Annotated in this window: 13 protein-coding genes; 9 read left to right on the top strand and 4 right to left on the bottom strand. The window is 38.9% G+C overall.

All coding sequences use genetic code 11. From position 1 onward, the window contains the following. A complete protein-coding gene (locus VJH67_02880) occupies positions 1-1,605 on the top strand; it encodes a methyltransferase domain-containing protein (protein HEY4516107.1) in 1,605 nt (534 codons plus the stop codon). A 37-nt stretch (positions 1,606-1,642) separates the two neighbouring features. Here the strand turns inward: VJH67_02880 and VJH67_02875 are convergent, their stop codons facing one another. Next, the gene (locus VJH67_02875; GenBank protein ID HEY4516106.1) at positions 1,643-2,092 is read right to left on the bottom strand and encodes a hypothetical protein; all 450 of its coding nucleotides are present in this window, start codon (positions 2,090-2,092) and stop codon (positions 1,643-1,645) included. 236 nt (positions 2,093-2,328) lie between these two features. On the opposite strand from VJH67_02875, the gene VJH67_02870 reads away from it, so the two are divergent. The 8 genes from VJH67_02870 (at position 2,329) to VJH67_02835 (ending at position 11,439) form a co-directional block, all read left to right on the top strand. Beyond that, entirely contained in the window at positions 2,329-3,276 is a 948-nt protein-coding gene (locus VJH67_02870; protein HEY4516105.1) for an NAD-dependent epimerase/dehydratase family protein, read from the top strand. Continuing rightward, positions 3,263-4,264 (top strand): glycosyltransferase family 4 protein, encoded by a 1,002-nt coding sequence (locus VJH67_02865; protein ID HEY4516104.1) that lies wholly within the window; start codon positions 3,263-3,265, stop codon positions 4,262-4,264. Before VJH67_02870 ends, VJH67_02865 begins: the two co-directional genes overlap by 14 nt. Next, a complete protein-coding gene (locus tag VJH67_02860; protein ID HEY4516103.1) occupies positions 4,261-5,766 on the top strand; it encodes a glycosyltransferase in 1,506 nt (501 codons plus the stop codon). Before VJH67_02865 ends, VJH67_02860 begins: the two co-directional genes overlap by 4 nt. Continuing rightward, positions 5,763-6,803 carry a glycosyltransferase family 4 protein gene (locus VJH67_02855; protein HEY4516102.1) on the top strand — a complete coding sequence of 347 codons (1,041 nt, stop codon included), beginning with the start codon at positions 5,763-5,765 and terminating at the stop codon, positions 6,801-6,803. Before VJH67_02860 ends, VJH67_02855 begins: the two co-directional genes overlap by 4 nt. Then, positions 6,782-7,495 carry a glycosyltransferase family 2 protein gene (locus tag VJH67_02850; GenBank protein ID HEY4516101.1) on the top strand — a complete coding sequence of 238 codons (714 nt, stop codon included), beginning with the start codon at positions 6,782-6,784 and terminating at the stop codon, positions 7,493-7,495. The genes VJH67_02855 and VJH67_02850 overlap by 22 nt, the downstream gene beginning before the upstream one ends. 2 nt (positions 7,496-7,497) lie before the next feature. After that, complete coding sequence (locus VJH67_02845) at positions 7,498-8,142, top strand: class I SAM-dependent methyltransferase (GenBank protein ID HEY4516100.1); 645 nt, start codon at positions 7,498-7,500, stop codon at positions 8,140-8,142. Between the two features lie 620 nt (positions 8,143-8,762). Next, positions 8,763-10,487, top strand: a complete 1,725-nt coding sequence (locus VJH67_02840; GenBank protein HEY4516099.1) for a glycosyltransferase family 39 protein — start codon at positions 8,763-8,765, stop codon at positions 10,485-10,487. Beyond that, positions 10,465-11,439: a serine hydrolase gene (locus VJH67_02835; GenBank protein HEY4516098.1), complete on the top strand. Its 975-nt coding sequence runs from the start codon at positions 10,465-10,467 to the stop codon at positions 11,437-11,439. The genes VJH67_02840 and VJH67_02835 overlap by 23 nt, the downstream gene beginning before the upstream one ends. Before the next feature lie 5 nt (positions 11,440-11,444). Here the strand turns inward: VJH67_02835 and VJH67_02830 are convergent, their stop codons facing one another. The 3 genes from VJH67_02830 to asnB are packed head-to-tail and all read right to left on the bottom strand — an operon-like array spanning position 11,445 to position 15,539. Further along, a complete protein-coding gene (locus VJH67_02830; GenBank protein ID HEY4516097.1) occupies positions 11,445-12,314 on the bottom strand; it encodes a glycosyltransferase family 2 protein in 870 nt (289 codons plus the stop codon). Then, entirely contained in the window at positions 12,280-13,614 is a 1,335-nt protein-coding gene (locus VJH67_02825; protein ID HEY4516096.1) for a glycosyltransferase family 39 protein, read from the bottom strand. Before VJH67_02825 ends, VJH67_02830 begins: the two co-directional genes overlap by 35 nt. A gap of 11 nt (positions 13,615-13,625) precedes the next feature. Beyond that, positions 13,626-15,539, bottom strand: coding sequence for an asparagine synthase (glutamine-hydrolyzing) (asnB, locus tag VJH67_02820; GenBank protein HEY4516095.1), 1,914 nt, complete (start codon positions 15,537-15,539; stop codon positions 13,626-13,628). Positions 15,540-15,574 lie beyond the last annotated feature (35 nt).

The following is a 15,574-nucleotide window of genomic DNA, read 5'->3' as shown; positions in this document are numbered from 1 at the left end:
ATGATTATGAAAGAGGGCATATTTACTATCAGCATTGACTTTGAATTTGCTTGGGGCTATGTCGATAAGGATATTTCTGCAAGCCAAAAAGAAGATATTAAAAAAGAAGTAGAAATTACGAGGAAGTTAATTAATTTGTTTGAGAAGTATGATGTCCCGGTGACTTGGGCTATCGTGGGTAAACTTTTGGAACCTGGTGATGACTTATTGTGGCACGATACGGAAAATTTAATACCTCTTATTAAAAATTCCAAAGCAGGTCATGAAATAGGTAGCCACTCATATTCACACATAATTTATGGTGAAAATAGTGAGGAGGTTGTGAGGGAGGATATAACTAAAGCTCAAGAAATACATCAAAGAAATAACCTAACTTTCAAATCTTTTGTATTCCCGCGTAATTCGGAAGGGTATTACAGAGAGCTCCGGGAAGCAGGCATCACATCTTTTAGGCACAACGAGCACCCTTCTAGGCTTACACACTTCCTTTCTTACTTTTGGCTTGGGGCAGTTTCTGGGTTGCCGGAGGTACACTCATCTGGTTTAATGTCTATCCCTGGGGGCATGTTACTTATTGGGCGTAATGGCTTAAGGAAACTGATTCCTTCGAATTTTATTATCAAGAAAGCTAAGAACTCATTAAAATCAGCAGAAAAAAATAAAAAAATATTTCACCTCTGGTTCCATCCTTCCAATTTTGCCTATGATACTGATAACCAGTTTAGGATTTTAGAAGAAATACTAAAGACAGCCAAATCACTAAATATTAAAATTATGACGATGAATGAAATAGCTACTGAATTTAAAGAAAGCGAAAAGGGGGAAAATAAAGCGGTCTCCTCGCATCATGACAATGCCTCTGTTTTTGCTGATCGTTATAAGGTATATGAAAAGAATCCTTATGCTAGCGCTTTCACTTACGACAGGAAGAAGCTTTTTGAATTTCTTCTTTCTTTTATAGATAAGAATTTGAAGGTGGGGGATAAGGTGTTGGATGTCGGTTCGGGTACCGGTTATTTTTCTAATTTACTTGAGCAAAAAAGTTTTGCTGTTTCAGCTGTAGAGCCAGCAGAAGGTATGCGAGAGTATTCCCAAAATAATTATCCGGGTATTAATTTTCAAAATGCCAGTTTGAGTAGCTTGCCCTTTGCCGACAATTCTTTCGATACAGTTTTTGCTATCGAAGTTTTCAGATACCTGAATTTAGAGGAGCAAATACAAGGCTATCGGGAGTGTTTGCGAGTTTTGAAGCCGGGAGGGAAGTTGGTAGTCACTCTCGTCAATAAATATGCTCTCGATGGTTTTTATATTAAATACAAGTTTTTTGCTTTGCTAGAGAAACTTGGTATCAAAGAATTGCCCAACTATTGCGATTTCAGGACCCCTGATTCTATTAGGAAATTTTTCACATCAAAATTAAATATAAATAACAATAATATTCATACCGGAGGCGTCTTATTTGCTTCTACCAGACTAGCTTACAAAATCTCTCCCAAATTTGGCCAATGGTTCGCCCACAAAATCGAAAACCTGGACAATATTCTCTCCATCAAACCCTGGCACCAAAAATTCTCCGGCTATTTGGTTTTGGTGGTAAAAAAATGACGCGCTCTTACGAGCGCGTCTGGTAAAACGGGAGAGATCATCTTCTAACTAAAGCCGTAGGAAGCTTGATTAGTTCCCATAGAAAACTCTTGAAACTTCCTTTGGTTGCTAGGAATTGGATATGCCATTTATCTTTACGACGAGATAGAGGTATCATCTTTCTGACTTTTCTTGATAGATAGATGAGTCTCCATTTGTGGTACCAGCCAGATACCATGTCTATATGGTATTCGCTCCAACTTCCTAAACAAAAATCTTCTCCATCTCTCACTATACCTCGCCCATCTTTCCAAATGATAGCTGGATGGAAAATGTACATTTGTCGTCCCAGGATTATTCGCAGGGCTTCCTGGAGTTCTCCCCGGCTTCCCCACACGGGTTTACCGAGGATAACTTGTTCAGACGGAACGCCGATTGAGACAAGGTAGTCTCTCATCATGACTGACATAAGTTTTTCTTGTTGAGGGTACTTTCTTTTGTCACTCATGCCAGCACTGACGATTAAAAATCCCTTTTCCCTTCGATTTTTGTACTCTTGAACTCGTTGGGTCGCGACGTCGCAACGAGCTTTGGTTTCTGGACCTAACTCGCAACCCCCTTCAGTGAGGTCACATGCAAAAACGATGATTGGTCTGTCCAATTTGCACCTCCGTGATCAGATTATCATGTAATATATCCTTTGTCAAGTAAAAAATAAGAGGAAAGTGTGGCATTATGAGGAGGATGAAGATCATAGTCACAGGGGCGGCGGGGGCGATTGGGTCGCATTTATGCGAGAGGATTTTGGCTTTGGAGCATGAGGTGGTGGGGGTGGATGCATTAACCTCCTATTACGACCCCGCTATCAAAAGGATCAATGTGGCAGATGTGGAGCTTGCTGGAGGCAGGGTGCATTTCTTGGATCTAGCCGTGGATGATATAAGCCATCTACTCACAGGTACAGATTTTATTTTCCACTTGGCCGCCCAACCTGGTATTTCGGCTACCACTCCATTTGAAGATTATTTGAATAATAATATTATTGCTACTCACAAACTTCTTGAACACGCTAGAAACATTCCCACCCTGAAAGGTTTCATCTATGCTTCCACTTCTTCTGTTTATGGTAAGCATGCTCAAGGTGACGAGAAGTCAGAGCCTAAGCCAACTTCCCATTATGGAGTGACTAAACTCGCATCTGAACAAATAGTTTTAGCTCTTGCTAGAGAAAAAGGTTTTCCGGCAGTTTCTTTACGTTTTTTTTCTGTTTATGGAGAAAGAGAAAGACCGGAGAAATTATTCCACAAGCTCACGAAGGCAATGTGTGAGGATAAAGAATTCACTTTATATGAGGGAGCAAAAGACCATGTGAGGAGTTACACTTATGTTGGAGATATCGTGGACGGTTGTATTCTAGTTCTTCAAAATTTTGAAAAAGTTAAAGGTGAGATTATAAATCTTGGCAATGATACAACTAACACTACTGGAGAGGGGATTCTTATTATAGAAGAGATTTTTGGTAAAAAGGCTAAGTTTAATATGTTACCAAAAAGGCCTGGTGACCAACTTGAGACAGCAGCCAATATCACGAAGGCAAAGGATTTGCTTGGTTATAATCCGAAGATTTCTTTAGCAGAGGGGCTGAAGAAAGAAGTAGAATGGTATAAAGAGAAAATTCATGGCAAGCTCTAAAATTCTCATCGCTACAGGCATTTATCCACCGAAAGTCGGTGGTCCTGCCCAGTATGCCAAGAATTTGAAGGATTCTTTTGAGAAATTGGGGCATGAGGTTATCGTAAAAACTTATGGGGTAGAAGATTATTTACCGTCTGGGGTGAGACATTTATTTTTTTTATTTAAAATTATTCCAGCAGTCTTATCGTCTGATATGATTTTTGTACTAGACACTTTCAGTGTCGGATTACCTGCCGTTCTCGCCTGTAAAATTTTTGGTAAAAAATCAATGATAAGGACCGGTGGAGATTTCCTTTGGGAGGGTTATGTGGAAAGAACATCTAAAAAAGTATTGCTTAGAAAATTCTACGACACTGAAAAATCGTTTTTCTCTGCTAAAGAAAAAATAGTTTTTAGTTTGACTAGGTGGACACTGCAAAATGTCACTCATACTATATTTTCTACTGATTGGCAGAGAGATATTTTTGTAAAAGCTTACGGTATGGATAGGAGCAAAACTTCTATTGTGGAGAATTTTTATGGGCCCAAAGAAGGGGATTTGGAGCCAAGTTCGAGAGAGTTTGTCGCTTCAACTAGGAAGTTGATTTGGAAAAACTTAGATATATTGAAGAAAATATTTAATAAAATACCAGAGGCACAACTTTTTATGGATAGTTTGCCCTTCAAAGATTTAATGCAAAAAATGAAAAGTGCTTATGCCGTAATTCTAGTTTCTCTTGGTGATATCAGCCCCAATATGATTTTGGACAGCATAAGGCATAATAGGCCCTTCATTTGTACTAGGGAGGTTGGGATTTATGAGAGGATCAAAGAAGCAGGTGTTTTTATCGATCCGGACAATGAGGAGGAGATAGAGGGAGCTATCCGTGAAATGCTAACAGAAGAAGGATATAAGAGAGCCAAAGAAAAAGTCAGGAATTTTAATTTCGTACATACTTGGGATGAGATAGCAGTAGAGTTCTTGGCTACTTACCAAAAAATATGACAAAAAATATAAAAGTCATATCTATAGGTACGGATAGTAAAATATTTGAAGAAGGCTCAGCTGTTAGAAACAGGCAAGTTGAATACGGGCGTCTTTTTGATAAGTTAGATCTAGTAATTATAAATCGCAGAGAAAAATCTTTTGAGAGAAATATTTCGGAAAATGTTTATGCTTATTCAGCATCGTCTTTGTTTGATACATTCAGAATAATTCGAAAATTAATTACAAATTACAAATTACAAACTACAAATTGTGTACTCACTACCCAAGATCCATTTGAAATCGGTATCGTGGGTGTTTTGTTAAAATTCAAATACAAAATTCCACTTCAAGTTCAGCTACATACCGATTTTAATAATAAATATTTTCTACTTTCCTCGCCTTTGAATTTTATCAGATTTTTCTTGGCGCATATCGTGTTGCCTTATGCGGATAGTGTGCGGGTAGTTTCCGAGAGGGTGAGGGAGAGTGTGAAGGATTTTAATGAGAATGTAGAGGTGTTGCCGATCAGGATAGAAAGGAAAGAAGTAAATAAGGAAAGATGGAAAGATTTAGAAAAGACGGGGAGAAATATTTTGACTGTTTGTAGATTGGAGAAGGAGAAAGATTTGGAGACAGCTCTGAAAGCTTTTAAAATAGTTTCAGCAAAATATCCAGAAGCCGTTTTTACTATTGCTGGCGAAGGTAGTGAGCGCGAAAATTTGGAAAAAATATGTGTCGATTTGAATATAAAAGATAAAGTAAAATTTATTGGTTGGGTGAAAGATTTACCTAGTTTGTACGCTAGCGCTGATATTTATATTTCTACCTCGCTTTTTGAGGGTTACGGGATGTCTATTGTAGAAGCTGCTTCTACTGGCTTGGCTTTAGTCTTATCTGATGCGGGGGTAGCTAGAGAGATTGCAGGAGCTTTCGTTTGTAATCCTAAAAATGTGGAGTGTTTTGCTAAAAACTTAGAGAGATTAATTGGAGATGAACAATTAAGATCAGAAGTAGGGGGGGAGGCGAGGAATTGGTCCCTCGGCCATATTATATCCCAGGATCAGTACCTAGCTCGTTATAAAGAAGCGGTAATAAAAGCTCTTGAAGGAGACAAGAAAAATTTTATCAGAGCTATTTTTGAAGGTAATAAAATTCTGCGTTTTCTTGTTGGGGGGGGCACAGCAGCTTTTACTCAGATATTTTTTCTTTATATTTTTACCGATCTGTTAGGTATTTGGTATCTTCTTTCATCTATAGTTTCTTTCTGCATCGCTTTTGTTGTCAGTTTCCTTATGCAGAAACTTTGGGTATTTCAGAACACAGAGATTAAGGGTACTCATGTGCAGTTTATGAAGTATATTCTGGTTGGTCTCATCGGTATCGGGCTCAACACCCTCGTCATGTATATTTTTGTCAGCCTTTTGTTGCTTTGGTATATTTTGGCTCAAATAGTTTGTGGTGTGATCGTCGCTATTTTCAATTTCTTTGTCTATCGTAAATTTATTTTCCACAAAAAATGAAGCTACTTATAATTACTCAAAAAGTCGATAGGGACGATCCTGTGCTTGGTTTTTTTCATGGTTGGCTCGCCAAGTTCGCAGAGAAATTTGAATCTGTATCCGTAATCTGTTTACAGAAGGGTGTTTATGACTTACCTTCTAACGTCCAAGTTTACTCTCTTGGCAAAGAACATGGTGGAAACAAACTTAAATACATTTTTAAATTTTTCCATCTTTGCTTCTTTTCTTTAAATTATTCTTCTGTTTTCGTCCATATGAATCAGGAATATATTTTGCTTGGTGGATTGTTTTGGAAAATTTTGAGTAAAAAAATATATCTTTGGAGAAACCATAAAAAAGGTAATTTGCTCACTCGTATTGCAGTTTTACTTTCAGAAAAAGTATTCTGTACTTCTAGAGATTCTTATACTGCTAAATTTAAGAAGACTGTTCTGATGCCGGTGGGGATTGATACTGATTTATTTAAAGATGGAAAGATGGAAAGAAGAAAAAATTCGATCTTATCTCTCGGAAGGATTTCGCTGGTTAAAAATTTACATATAATTATTGCAGCTGCTAGGATTTTGAGAGAGAGGGGGGTAAATTTTGTCTTGGATATCGTGGGTGACCCAGCTAATCTGGGAGATGTGGATTATAAGAAAAAATTAGTAGAGGAGAACAAGGATTTAACAGGAGACGGACTGGTCAATTTTTATCCAAGTGTTCCAAATTATGAGACTCCCGAAATTTATTCTAAATATGAGATTTTCTTAAATCTTACCCCTTCTGGCTCGTTCGACAAAACCATTTTAGAAGCCGCAGCTTGTGGCTCATTACCCATTATTGTTAACACTTCTTTATCTGGCGCTGAGGCATTCAAAGATTTAATAATAGAGTTAGAACCAAATAAAATAGCAGAAAAAATAGAATTCTGGCTCAAAGCTGATGAAAATATGAAGAGAGAAGTTTCTCAAAAATTGAGAGATTATGTATTCCAAAATCACAGTTTAAATGCTTTAATAGGGAAACTAGAAACATGTATAAAGGCAAAAAAGTAAGTGTGGCTTTTGGTACTTATAATGAAGCGGAGAGTATTCGCGCCATTATTGATCAATATTTTGCTACTAGCATAGTGGATGAAGTTATTGCTGTGAATAACAATGCCCTTGGTAATACTGAGGAAGAAATTGCTAAAACCAAAGCCGTCCAAATACGTGAGTCTAAGCAGGGTTATGGCCATGCTTATATGCGAGCAATGCAAGAGGCAACAGGGGATCTTATCGTTTTGACTGAGGTTGATGGCACTTTCCAGCCGAAGGATATAGAAAAATTGCTAGCCTATAGCGATGAATTCGATGTTGTTTTCGGCACTCGTACTTCGCGCGCTGCCATTTGGTCGGGAGCCTTCATGCCTTTCCCGGTACGCTTCGCCAACTGGCTCTGGGCTAAATTTATTGAAGTTCTTTTCAATGGCCCAGTACTAACCGATGTTGGCTGTACTTATAAATTGCTAAATAGGGGAGCTTTGGAAAAAATAAAAGACCTGTTCCCTTTATCAAAAGGGGACGGCACTTTTTCTCCCGAGCTTATGATATGGATTTTGCGCCGCAACCTCAAAGTAATTGAAGTACCCATTATATATAAAGAAAGAATAGGCCGTTCTACTTATACTGGGAGTGTATGGAAAGCGGCTAAATTGGGAATAAAGATGATTCCTGTTATTATCAGATACTTCTTTAAAAAAATATAAACATGACAGATAAATATTATGAATCCAGGTACACTTTCGATGCCAGGCGTTCCATTGTTTGGAAGGAAATTACTAAGTTTGAATCAGAATACATTCCAGAAGAGGCGACGGTGGTTGATTTGGGCGCAGGTTATTGTGATTTTATAAATAATATAAAAGCCAGCAAAAAATACGCGATTGATACTTCGCCTGAGCTTTCAAATTACGCTGCCCCAGGTATTACCTTGATCAAGGCACCGGCTTGGGATCTAGCTTTGATTCCGGAGGCTTCGGTTGATGTAGTGCATGCCAGTAACTTATTTGAGCATTTTACAGATGAGGAGTTAGGGAAAGTGATGGGGGAAGTGAAGAGGGTTTTGAAAAATGGAGGCAAGTTAATTTTGATGCAACCAAATTACCGTTTGCAGCCCGCTAATTATTTTGACGATCCGACTCATAAAAAAGTTTTTAGTGATGCCGCTTTGGAAAGCTTCTTACTCTCTCATGATATGAAAATAATTCTTAAGATGCCGTGTTTTTTGCCTTTCTCTATGCGTTCCAATTCTTCCATCATTCCAAATTCCTTACTTAAATTTATTGTCCGATTCTATATAAATTCTCCTTGGAAACCTTTTGCAGGGCAGATGCTGTTTGTAAGTCAGAAATAAACCTCATCTAAAATACCAAAACAAATGGCCGTGCACCACGAAGTGTGCACGGCCGGGGAGGGAACTGCGAGGCTCTAGGAAGCCTTCAACACGCGGGCTACTTGTCCCGGATGGATGAAGTGGAGAAACAGTGTCAGCCCACTTCCCAGAAATTCCAGGCAAGGGGCTGACTCCTTAGGGTTGTCAGGTACCTGTCGGCTAGTGATACGCGCGATTCTTTCATCGATGACGCCGCCAGGCGATCTTGCCCCGCCGGCAGCACTGCCGCGCGAGCCGATCACTTCTACAGGACCAGCAAAGCTGATCACTGTTCCGATGCGAGGGTAGACTCGCCGCTCTTGGTTCTTGAGGAGCGTGATGATCCGTTCACCACTGAAACTACCTCCCCCCCTCGTCTGGACGATGAGCCTGTCCCCCCTCTTTACCTTTCGGGGTCCTATCAACTTTAGCCGGTTCATATACGGGTCTTTATTTTCCATGGATACTTCTCCTTGTGTATTGTCCCAGTATTGGGACGAATTTTTAAGAATCTAGTCATTATTATAGCATAATACAGCTTATTTTGCAAGGGAGAGGAGAGACTTCATTTGGAGGGCAGATTTGGTATTATGTGATTGTAAATGCAGGCTTTTGTTTCTAATAAAAAGGAATATCTGTTGTTCTTCGGTATCATTATTTTGTTTTTTGCTTTAAGGTTACCTGCTATCCACGCTCCATATCACCAAGATGAATACAAGTGGCCGATAATTGTAAATCCGGAACTGACTGAACCGGGGGTTATTCCACACCCTCCACTTAGTGAAGCCATCTATAGGGCTACTCGGAACTTTTTTGGAGATGAGAATTTTAGAGTTACGCCACTTATATTCTCTCTTATTAACCTGACTTTAATTTATATTATTGTGCGTCGTCGGTACGGGGTAGGGGCGGCTCTTTGGTCTTCTCTATTTTTTGCTCTTTCATTTTTCTCAGTTCTAGCTTCGCTTATGATAGATACTGATGGGGCAGTGCTACCTTTCTTCTTTCTTCTTTCTATTTTGTTTTATGATTATTTTAGTTCTTCTACTGGCAATAAAAAGTTTTTATTTGGTGGCTTGCTCGTGGCCGCTCTCATCTTAGGAATGTTGGTTAAGTTTAGTTTTGCTCTTGTTATTGGAGCCTTAATTCTCGATTTTGTTTGGAATCATAAAGAAAAACTTAATCGTAAAAACATTTTATATGCTTTAAGTGGGTTAATCTCTTTTGCTGTTTTAGTTGCCTTACTTATGTTTGTAGCCCAAAAACTTTTCCCAGGTTTCGATTTGCAAAAAATAATAGCTTACTCTGAAACTTTTATGAAAGGCTTCGGCAGCAGGAATTTCTTCCAAAGCGGTATCCAGTTTGTGAAAGCTCTATTTTATCTGTCTCCATTTTTAGTTTTATCTTTTCTTATTTCCTTGCTTGTCCCGCGAAGCTTTAGCGAAGTGGGATCGCCGTATAGTAAAGACTTAAAATTATTTCATCTCTTCTTAGCACTTGGATTAATTTTCTATCTCATTCTTTTCGATTTTTCAGCTGGAGCTCTGGATCGTTACTTCCAATTCATGATTGTGCCACTTTGTATTATTGCTGGAGTATTTTCTGCTGAAAATTTTCTCTCTTCGTCGCCGTCGCTCCTACGAAGGCACGCTAGCAAAATAATTTTTCTGCTTTGTGTTTTCTTCGTTTTCCTTACTCAATTTCTAGACCAATATGTCCCAGCATTGCACCCTAAGGCAGAGTGGATAGACAGGATACTTTCTTTCAACTGGAATTTCCTGTATCCATTTAGCGGTGGCTCTGGGCCTCTTACTTTCTATGTTTCTTTTATTTTTATTGCCCTATCTTGGATTTTGGGGGCAGTGTTCACGGGGTTGTATTTATGGAAGAAGAATTTGCAAAAAGAAATTTGGGTTGCCTTCTTGATTCTAGGGCTATTTTATAACGCTGTATTTATTGAAGAATATACATTCGGTAAAATAAACGGATATGCTCCAGCTCTTGTGCGTGATGCAGCGGAATTTATTAAAAATAATTCTGATATAAAAAAAGTGGTCGTTTACAATGACAATGGTGGCAGGGAAATAATGCAAACTGGTAAATATCAAAAACGCCTTTATACTTCGCCAATTTTTGATCAGAATCAAAAAATAGAAACTATCAATAATTTCTCCGGCCACTACCTCGAAATCGATGCTCCTCCTGTCGATCCGAATAGTATTTATCGAAAGTATTTTGATTCGTGTAAAAAAATATATGAAGCTCGCGATCGTTATATGAATGCTTTTATTTATGATTGCCAAAATGCACCAGATATTAAATTATAAAAATATGTTCCTCGGTAGCTTACTCGTTCTTTTTGGTTGGTTCGGGAATATTTATTTAGAGCAGAGGGGGGTTATCGGAGAAGCATCGTCTATACCGGTAAGAGAGGATTCAACAGAATATAAATATATAAATCCTTTTCTATTTCTAGACAATGCTGAAGAAGATTTTCCAGAACTTGATCCTCTGAAAAACCAAGTCTCTAAATACATAGATGAGGCTATGGAGAAGGGAGAGGCAGAGAAAACATCTTTTTATTTTAGAGACATGAATACTAGTAAGTGGACCGGTGTGAACGAAGATGAACTATATGCTCCCGCCAGTATGTTGAAAGTGGCCATAATGGTGGTGTATCTCAAACTAGCCAAAGACGATCCAAGTATCTTAAATCAGAAATTCTATTATAAACAGGAAGATTATCCTGGGCAGTTTTATAAATCCAAAACTTTTCCTGATGGTCTTTACAGTGCTTCTGATCTTATCAAGCAAATGATAGTAAATTCCGATAATGTCATAGCTCCACTTTTAGTTAAAGGACATTCGAATGAAATATTAGATTTCTATAAACATTTGCGTTTGCCTGAAACGGCTAAACTGGGTGAAGATTTTTTGTCTGCCAAACTCTATTCCCGTATATTTAGAGTCTTATACAATGGCACCTATTTGCCTAGATCGATTTCGGAGCAAGCTCTTCAATTACTCACTTACACCAATTTCGATAAAGGTTTAAGGCAGGGGGTGCCGGAAGATGTAGTGATAGCTCACAAATTTGGTGAGAGTGGTCTTTATAAAGATGGCGCATGGAATTACCATGAATTGCACGATTGCGGCATAGTTTATTTACCCAAAAAACCTTATTTTATTTGTATCATGACCAAAGGTTCCGATTTTAAAAATCTGGAGAAAATTATTGGTGATATTTCCAAAATTACTTTTGAATATCAAAAAGAATAGAATTTTTAGATACCTTTGTCGCTACTAAGGCGAAAGAGTTCGGCAAGGCAGCCGAGGGCGAGGATGATGGGCACGCCGCCGATGAGGACAGAGCCGATCACTGAAAACAAATAAAATGTGGTTGTGGTGCCAATGGCAAAACATACCAAGGAAAATAGAGTGCTCATCATGGAGAGAAGCAAAAAAAGTTTCAGGGGATTGTGGTGTGCAATGACAGAGATCATGATTTGAGCAGTGCGTAATGTGTCCCTGAAGTGACGGATTTTCGAGTTACCTACTCTTTTAGCATATGGAATCGGAGTATAGCCCACGAAATATCCCTTGAGCATAAAAATGAGGGTGATAGAGGTAGTGAAGGAAAAACCAAGACAAGTTCTTTCGTAATGCATCAAAAGTTTATCCTTCTTCATCACTCGAAGCCCGGAATTTATATCTGGAATTCGTCGACCGGAAACATATTCGGCAAGGAGGCGAAACATTATCCTGGCCGGATATTTAAATAACCCTTTTTTGTGTTCACTCCCTGTCCTTGCTCCTACTGCCATATCGAAGCCTTGCACCTCGACCATTTGAATTAACTTGGGGAATTCTTCTATTGGGTAGGTGCCATCTGCATCGGTAATGCCTATGAGGGAGTGAGAAGCAACTTCTATGCCATGTTGAATTGAGAGGCCATAGCCCCCATTTTCTGGGTGATCTATCACTTTAGCCCCAGAGCTTCTAGCGATTTCCGCTGTTGTGTCGCTACTACCATCGTTAACCACTATGATTTCTATTTCTCTATTTTCTTTCCTTCCTAGATTTTGGATACGCTTAATAGTATCGGCGATAGCGTTCTCTTCATTGAAGGCTGGTATTATGACGCTTAAAGACATGTGTTTTTAGTGGGTATAAAAGCGTCATAAAAATACCAGAAAGGAGCCATGGTTGCAATGGAGCTCCGTACCTAGCGATATTGTCGGCGATACTGTGAGGTAGGAGTACACAAATCAGGAAAATTCCTGGTAGGAATTTCAGTCCGTATTTTTTAAATCCAATCCATGTACTAAATATAACGACTATAAACCAAATTAATTGGATTAGATGAGTGATACCGAGAGCTCCCAATTTTAAACCAGAGAGGTTGGTATTTTGAGCCTCGACCCCATAAGTACCTTCGATAGGTGAACCTCCTGCTTGAAAGATGGGGTTTGGTAATTGGAGCAAGCGTAATTCGTCGACTCCAGTCCAAGCTACAAACTTTGCAAAAGTATTAAAATCTTTAAAAATAATATCGAAAGCGGCCTCTTTTCTATTCCTATCTATTTCAATACGGCCTTCACCCCACATTTCTCTTATGGTTTCTTTGTCTCTCCACCAATCTCCCCACTGTTCAAGCCAGATGGATTGATTATTCGGATAGATTGTAAATAATATACCCCGACCTACTAAAGCAGAGAGGTAACTATCGCCTAAGCTTCGCCAGGAAGCGTCAGCTCTCAAAGCTCTTGCATAAAGTATGCCGCCAGAGCGACCGGCCATATTAAATTCACCAAACTGTTTATAATTTCTCACCACCCAAGGAGTAACAAGGCATAAAATTATCAGAAAACCCATATAAACTTTTAGTTTCTCTTTGGTGTATTTCAATAAAATAAAAAATGCTGCGATAGGCACTAGGATATATGTGTAACGAGTGAGGAGTAAGAAAGAAGAAAATATAGCTATATTTACGAAATAGACCCAAGAATGTTTTTCTATCCCCTCCATAAGGTTATAACCTATGAGCGCGAGGAGGAAAGCGACTAATGTTTCAGAAATGTGAACCGAAGGGTAGAAGGCTAGTCCGTAAGCGAGAGCTGCTCCCCAGGCAGCGAAGTGTCCCTTTTCAGGATCAATTTTGCTCATAGTCAGGCCGATTAAAAAGATGCTGAAGAAATATATGATAGCTTGGACCCAGAGTATAAAACCTGGACTATCTTTTATAATTTTTAGGATAGCGCGGAAAAGGGGGTAGGCCGGTTCTCTTTCCATACTGACCTCGCCAGCTAGTTCAAATTTGCCATCTAAAATGGAAATGGCCAAATCATCGTACTCTTTGGCGTCACTTTCTATTACTCCAGGACTTTTTACTATATAAAAGCTGGCGAGGAGGAAGGCAATGAAAGCTGGTATTAGGAATGTTTTGTACCTCATTTTTTATCTTTTTATTTTATGTGCCATCTAATGTACCACATTTGGAAACATAAAAAGGCCCAAAGTTCTTTGCGGCGATCTTTACCACCTGCGGCATGCTCTTTTATTAATTTTGCTATTGCTGAAGAATCAAATAAATTTTGTTTTTTTAGAAATTCTGGGTCAGAAACTTCTAGCAATTTATTTTTTAGAACCCCATTTAGCCATTTAGAAATAGGGACACCGAAGCCATGTTTGGAGGCGTTCAAAATAGATTCAGGCAATCTTTTCTTTAGTATTTCTTTAAATAATCTTTTGTCTCTGTATTTTCCTAATTTGTATTCATCGGGTAAACTCAAAAGAAAAGATACAACATTCGTATCCAAGAGTGGGGCGCGGGCTTCGAGAGAGTGCCACATGGTTGCTCTATCTACTTTCACCAATACGTCGTCCATGAGGAATGTTCTTAAATATGCCCAGCTCCATGCTGACCAACTCTCAGGATTTGAAGTTTCAGATGCGTAAGCTTTTAAAATATTTTCAGCTTCGTTAGTTACTAAAGATGACCCTTGGTGCGGTAGCCCAAAGGTCATCTTTAGTAACTTTTGTAAAGTTTCTTGATCAAATGCGCCTCGCCATGTCGCATCTCTTTCAAGACGGTTTTCCAAATCAAGCCCGCGAGCAAGTCTTTGAGTTTTGAACCCCAAACTAAAATAGCCACTTCCCGATGGCACTGTGTTTAAAATTTTCTTACTCATATTCCAAAAAGCTCCTGGCAGAAAATCCAATCTCTCTCTCCATATATGAGCGGGGATGTGTTGGTAACCGAGGAGTAGTTCGTCGCCTCCATCTCCAGAGAGAGCGACAGTCACATTTTCTCTAGTAAATTTTGAAAGTAGAAGTTGGGGTAAAATAGATGGGTCAGCGAGTGGCTCATCAAGTAAATTTATTGCGTCTTCTAAAACGGCCAGAGCTTTTTCTTCTGAAAGAATCTCAATATGATGTTTGAGACCCAAAGTTTTTGCTATTATTTTGGCATTCTCTGTTTCGTCATAAGTTTTGTCTTCAAATCCTAGGGTGAAAGCTTCTAGCCCTGGGTGTTGTCTACTTGCGCTTTCTGCCACTATCGCTGAATCAAGCCCTCCTGAAAGGAAAAGCCCTAGAGGTACGTCAGAAACCAATCTTTTTCTTACACTTTCATCTATCCTTTTTCCTAATTCTTCTACTACATTTTCTGCGCCTAAGTTTTCTATGGTTTCTGTCGGGTAGTTCCAGAATTTATTTTTCGTTATTTTCCCATCAACAAAAGAAAGAGAGGTGGCTGGCTCTAATTTATAAACTTCTTTAAAGATGGTTTTAGGGGTCGGCACGGCTTCAGTCCTGAAATATAAATTCAAAGACTCAGGATCAATTTCTTTTTTGAAAGCACCCACCGCAATCAGGGCTTTTAGTTCAGAAGCAAACCACATTGTACTTTCCCCGGTATTTTTTTGAATAGTGTAATAAAGAGGTTTTTTACCAAGCCTATCGCGAGCTAGAGTCAACTTTTGCTTTTTCGAGTCCCAAATAGCGATGGCGAACATCCCGTCCAATTTTTTAAAACATTCTTCACTCCACTCTTCGTAAGCGTGAACGATAACTTCTGTGTCTGATTGAGTTTTAAATTGGTGCCCCAAATTTAATAGTTTTTCTCGCAGAGGCTTGAAGTCATAAATTTCACCATTTAACATCACCCACACATCACCATTTTCGTTTGAAATAGGCTGGTGACCTCCTGCTACATCTATTATAGAAAGTCGTCTGAAAGCGAAGCCTACCTTTTTTCCTTCACTACTTGTCTCATAAAACCCCTCATCATCTGGCCCACGCCTCTCTAACGCTTTGGCCATTGCCTTTAGTTTGTCTTTATTGCCTCCATTTCCAATATATCCAGCAATGCCACACATAATTTTTTATTATCATAACATATGTATAAAAGAAT

This window comes from Candidatus Paceibacterota bacterium (assembly GCA_036517255.1).
Taxonomy (GTDB): Bacteria; Patescibacteriota; Minisyncoccia; order Phycocordibacterales; family WO2-35-19; genus DATDXE01.
This window is presented reverse-complemented; position numbering and strand designations above follow the sequence as displayed.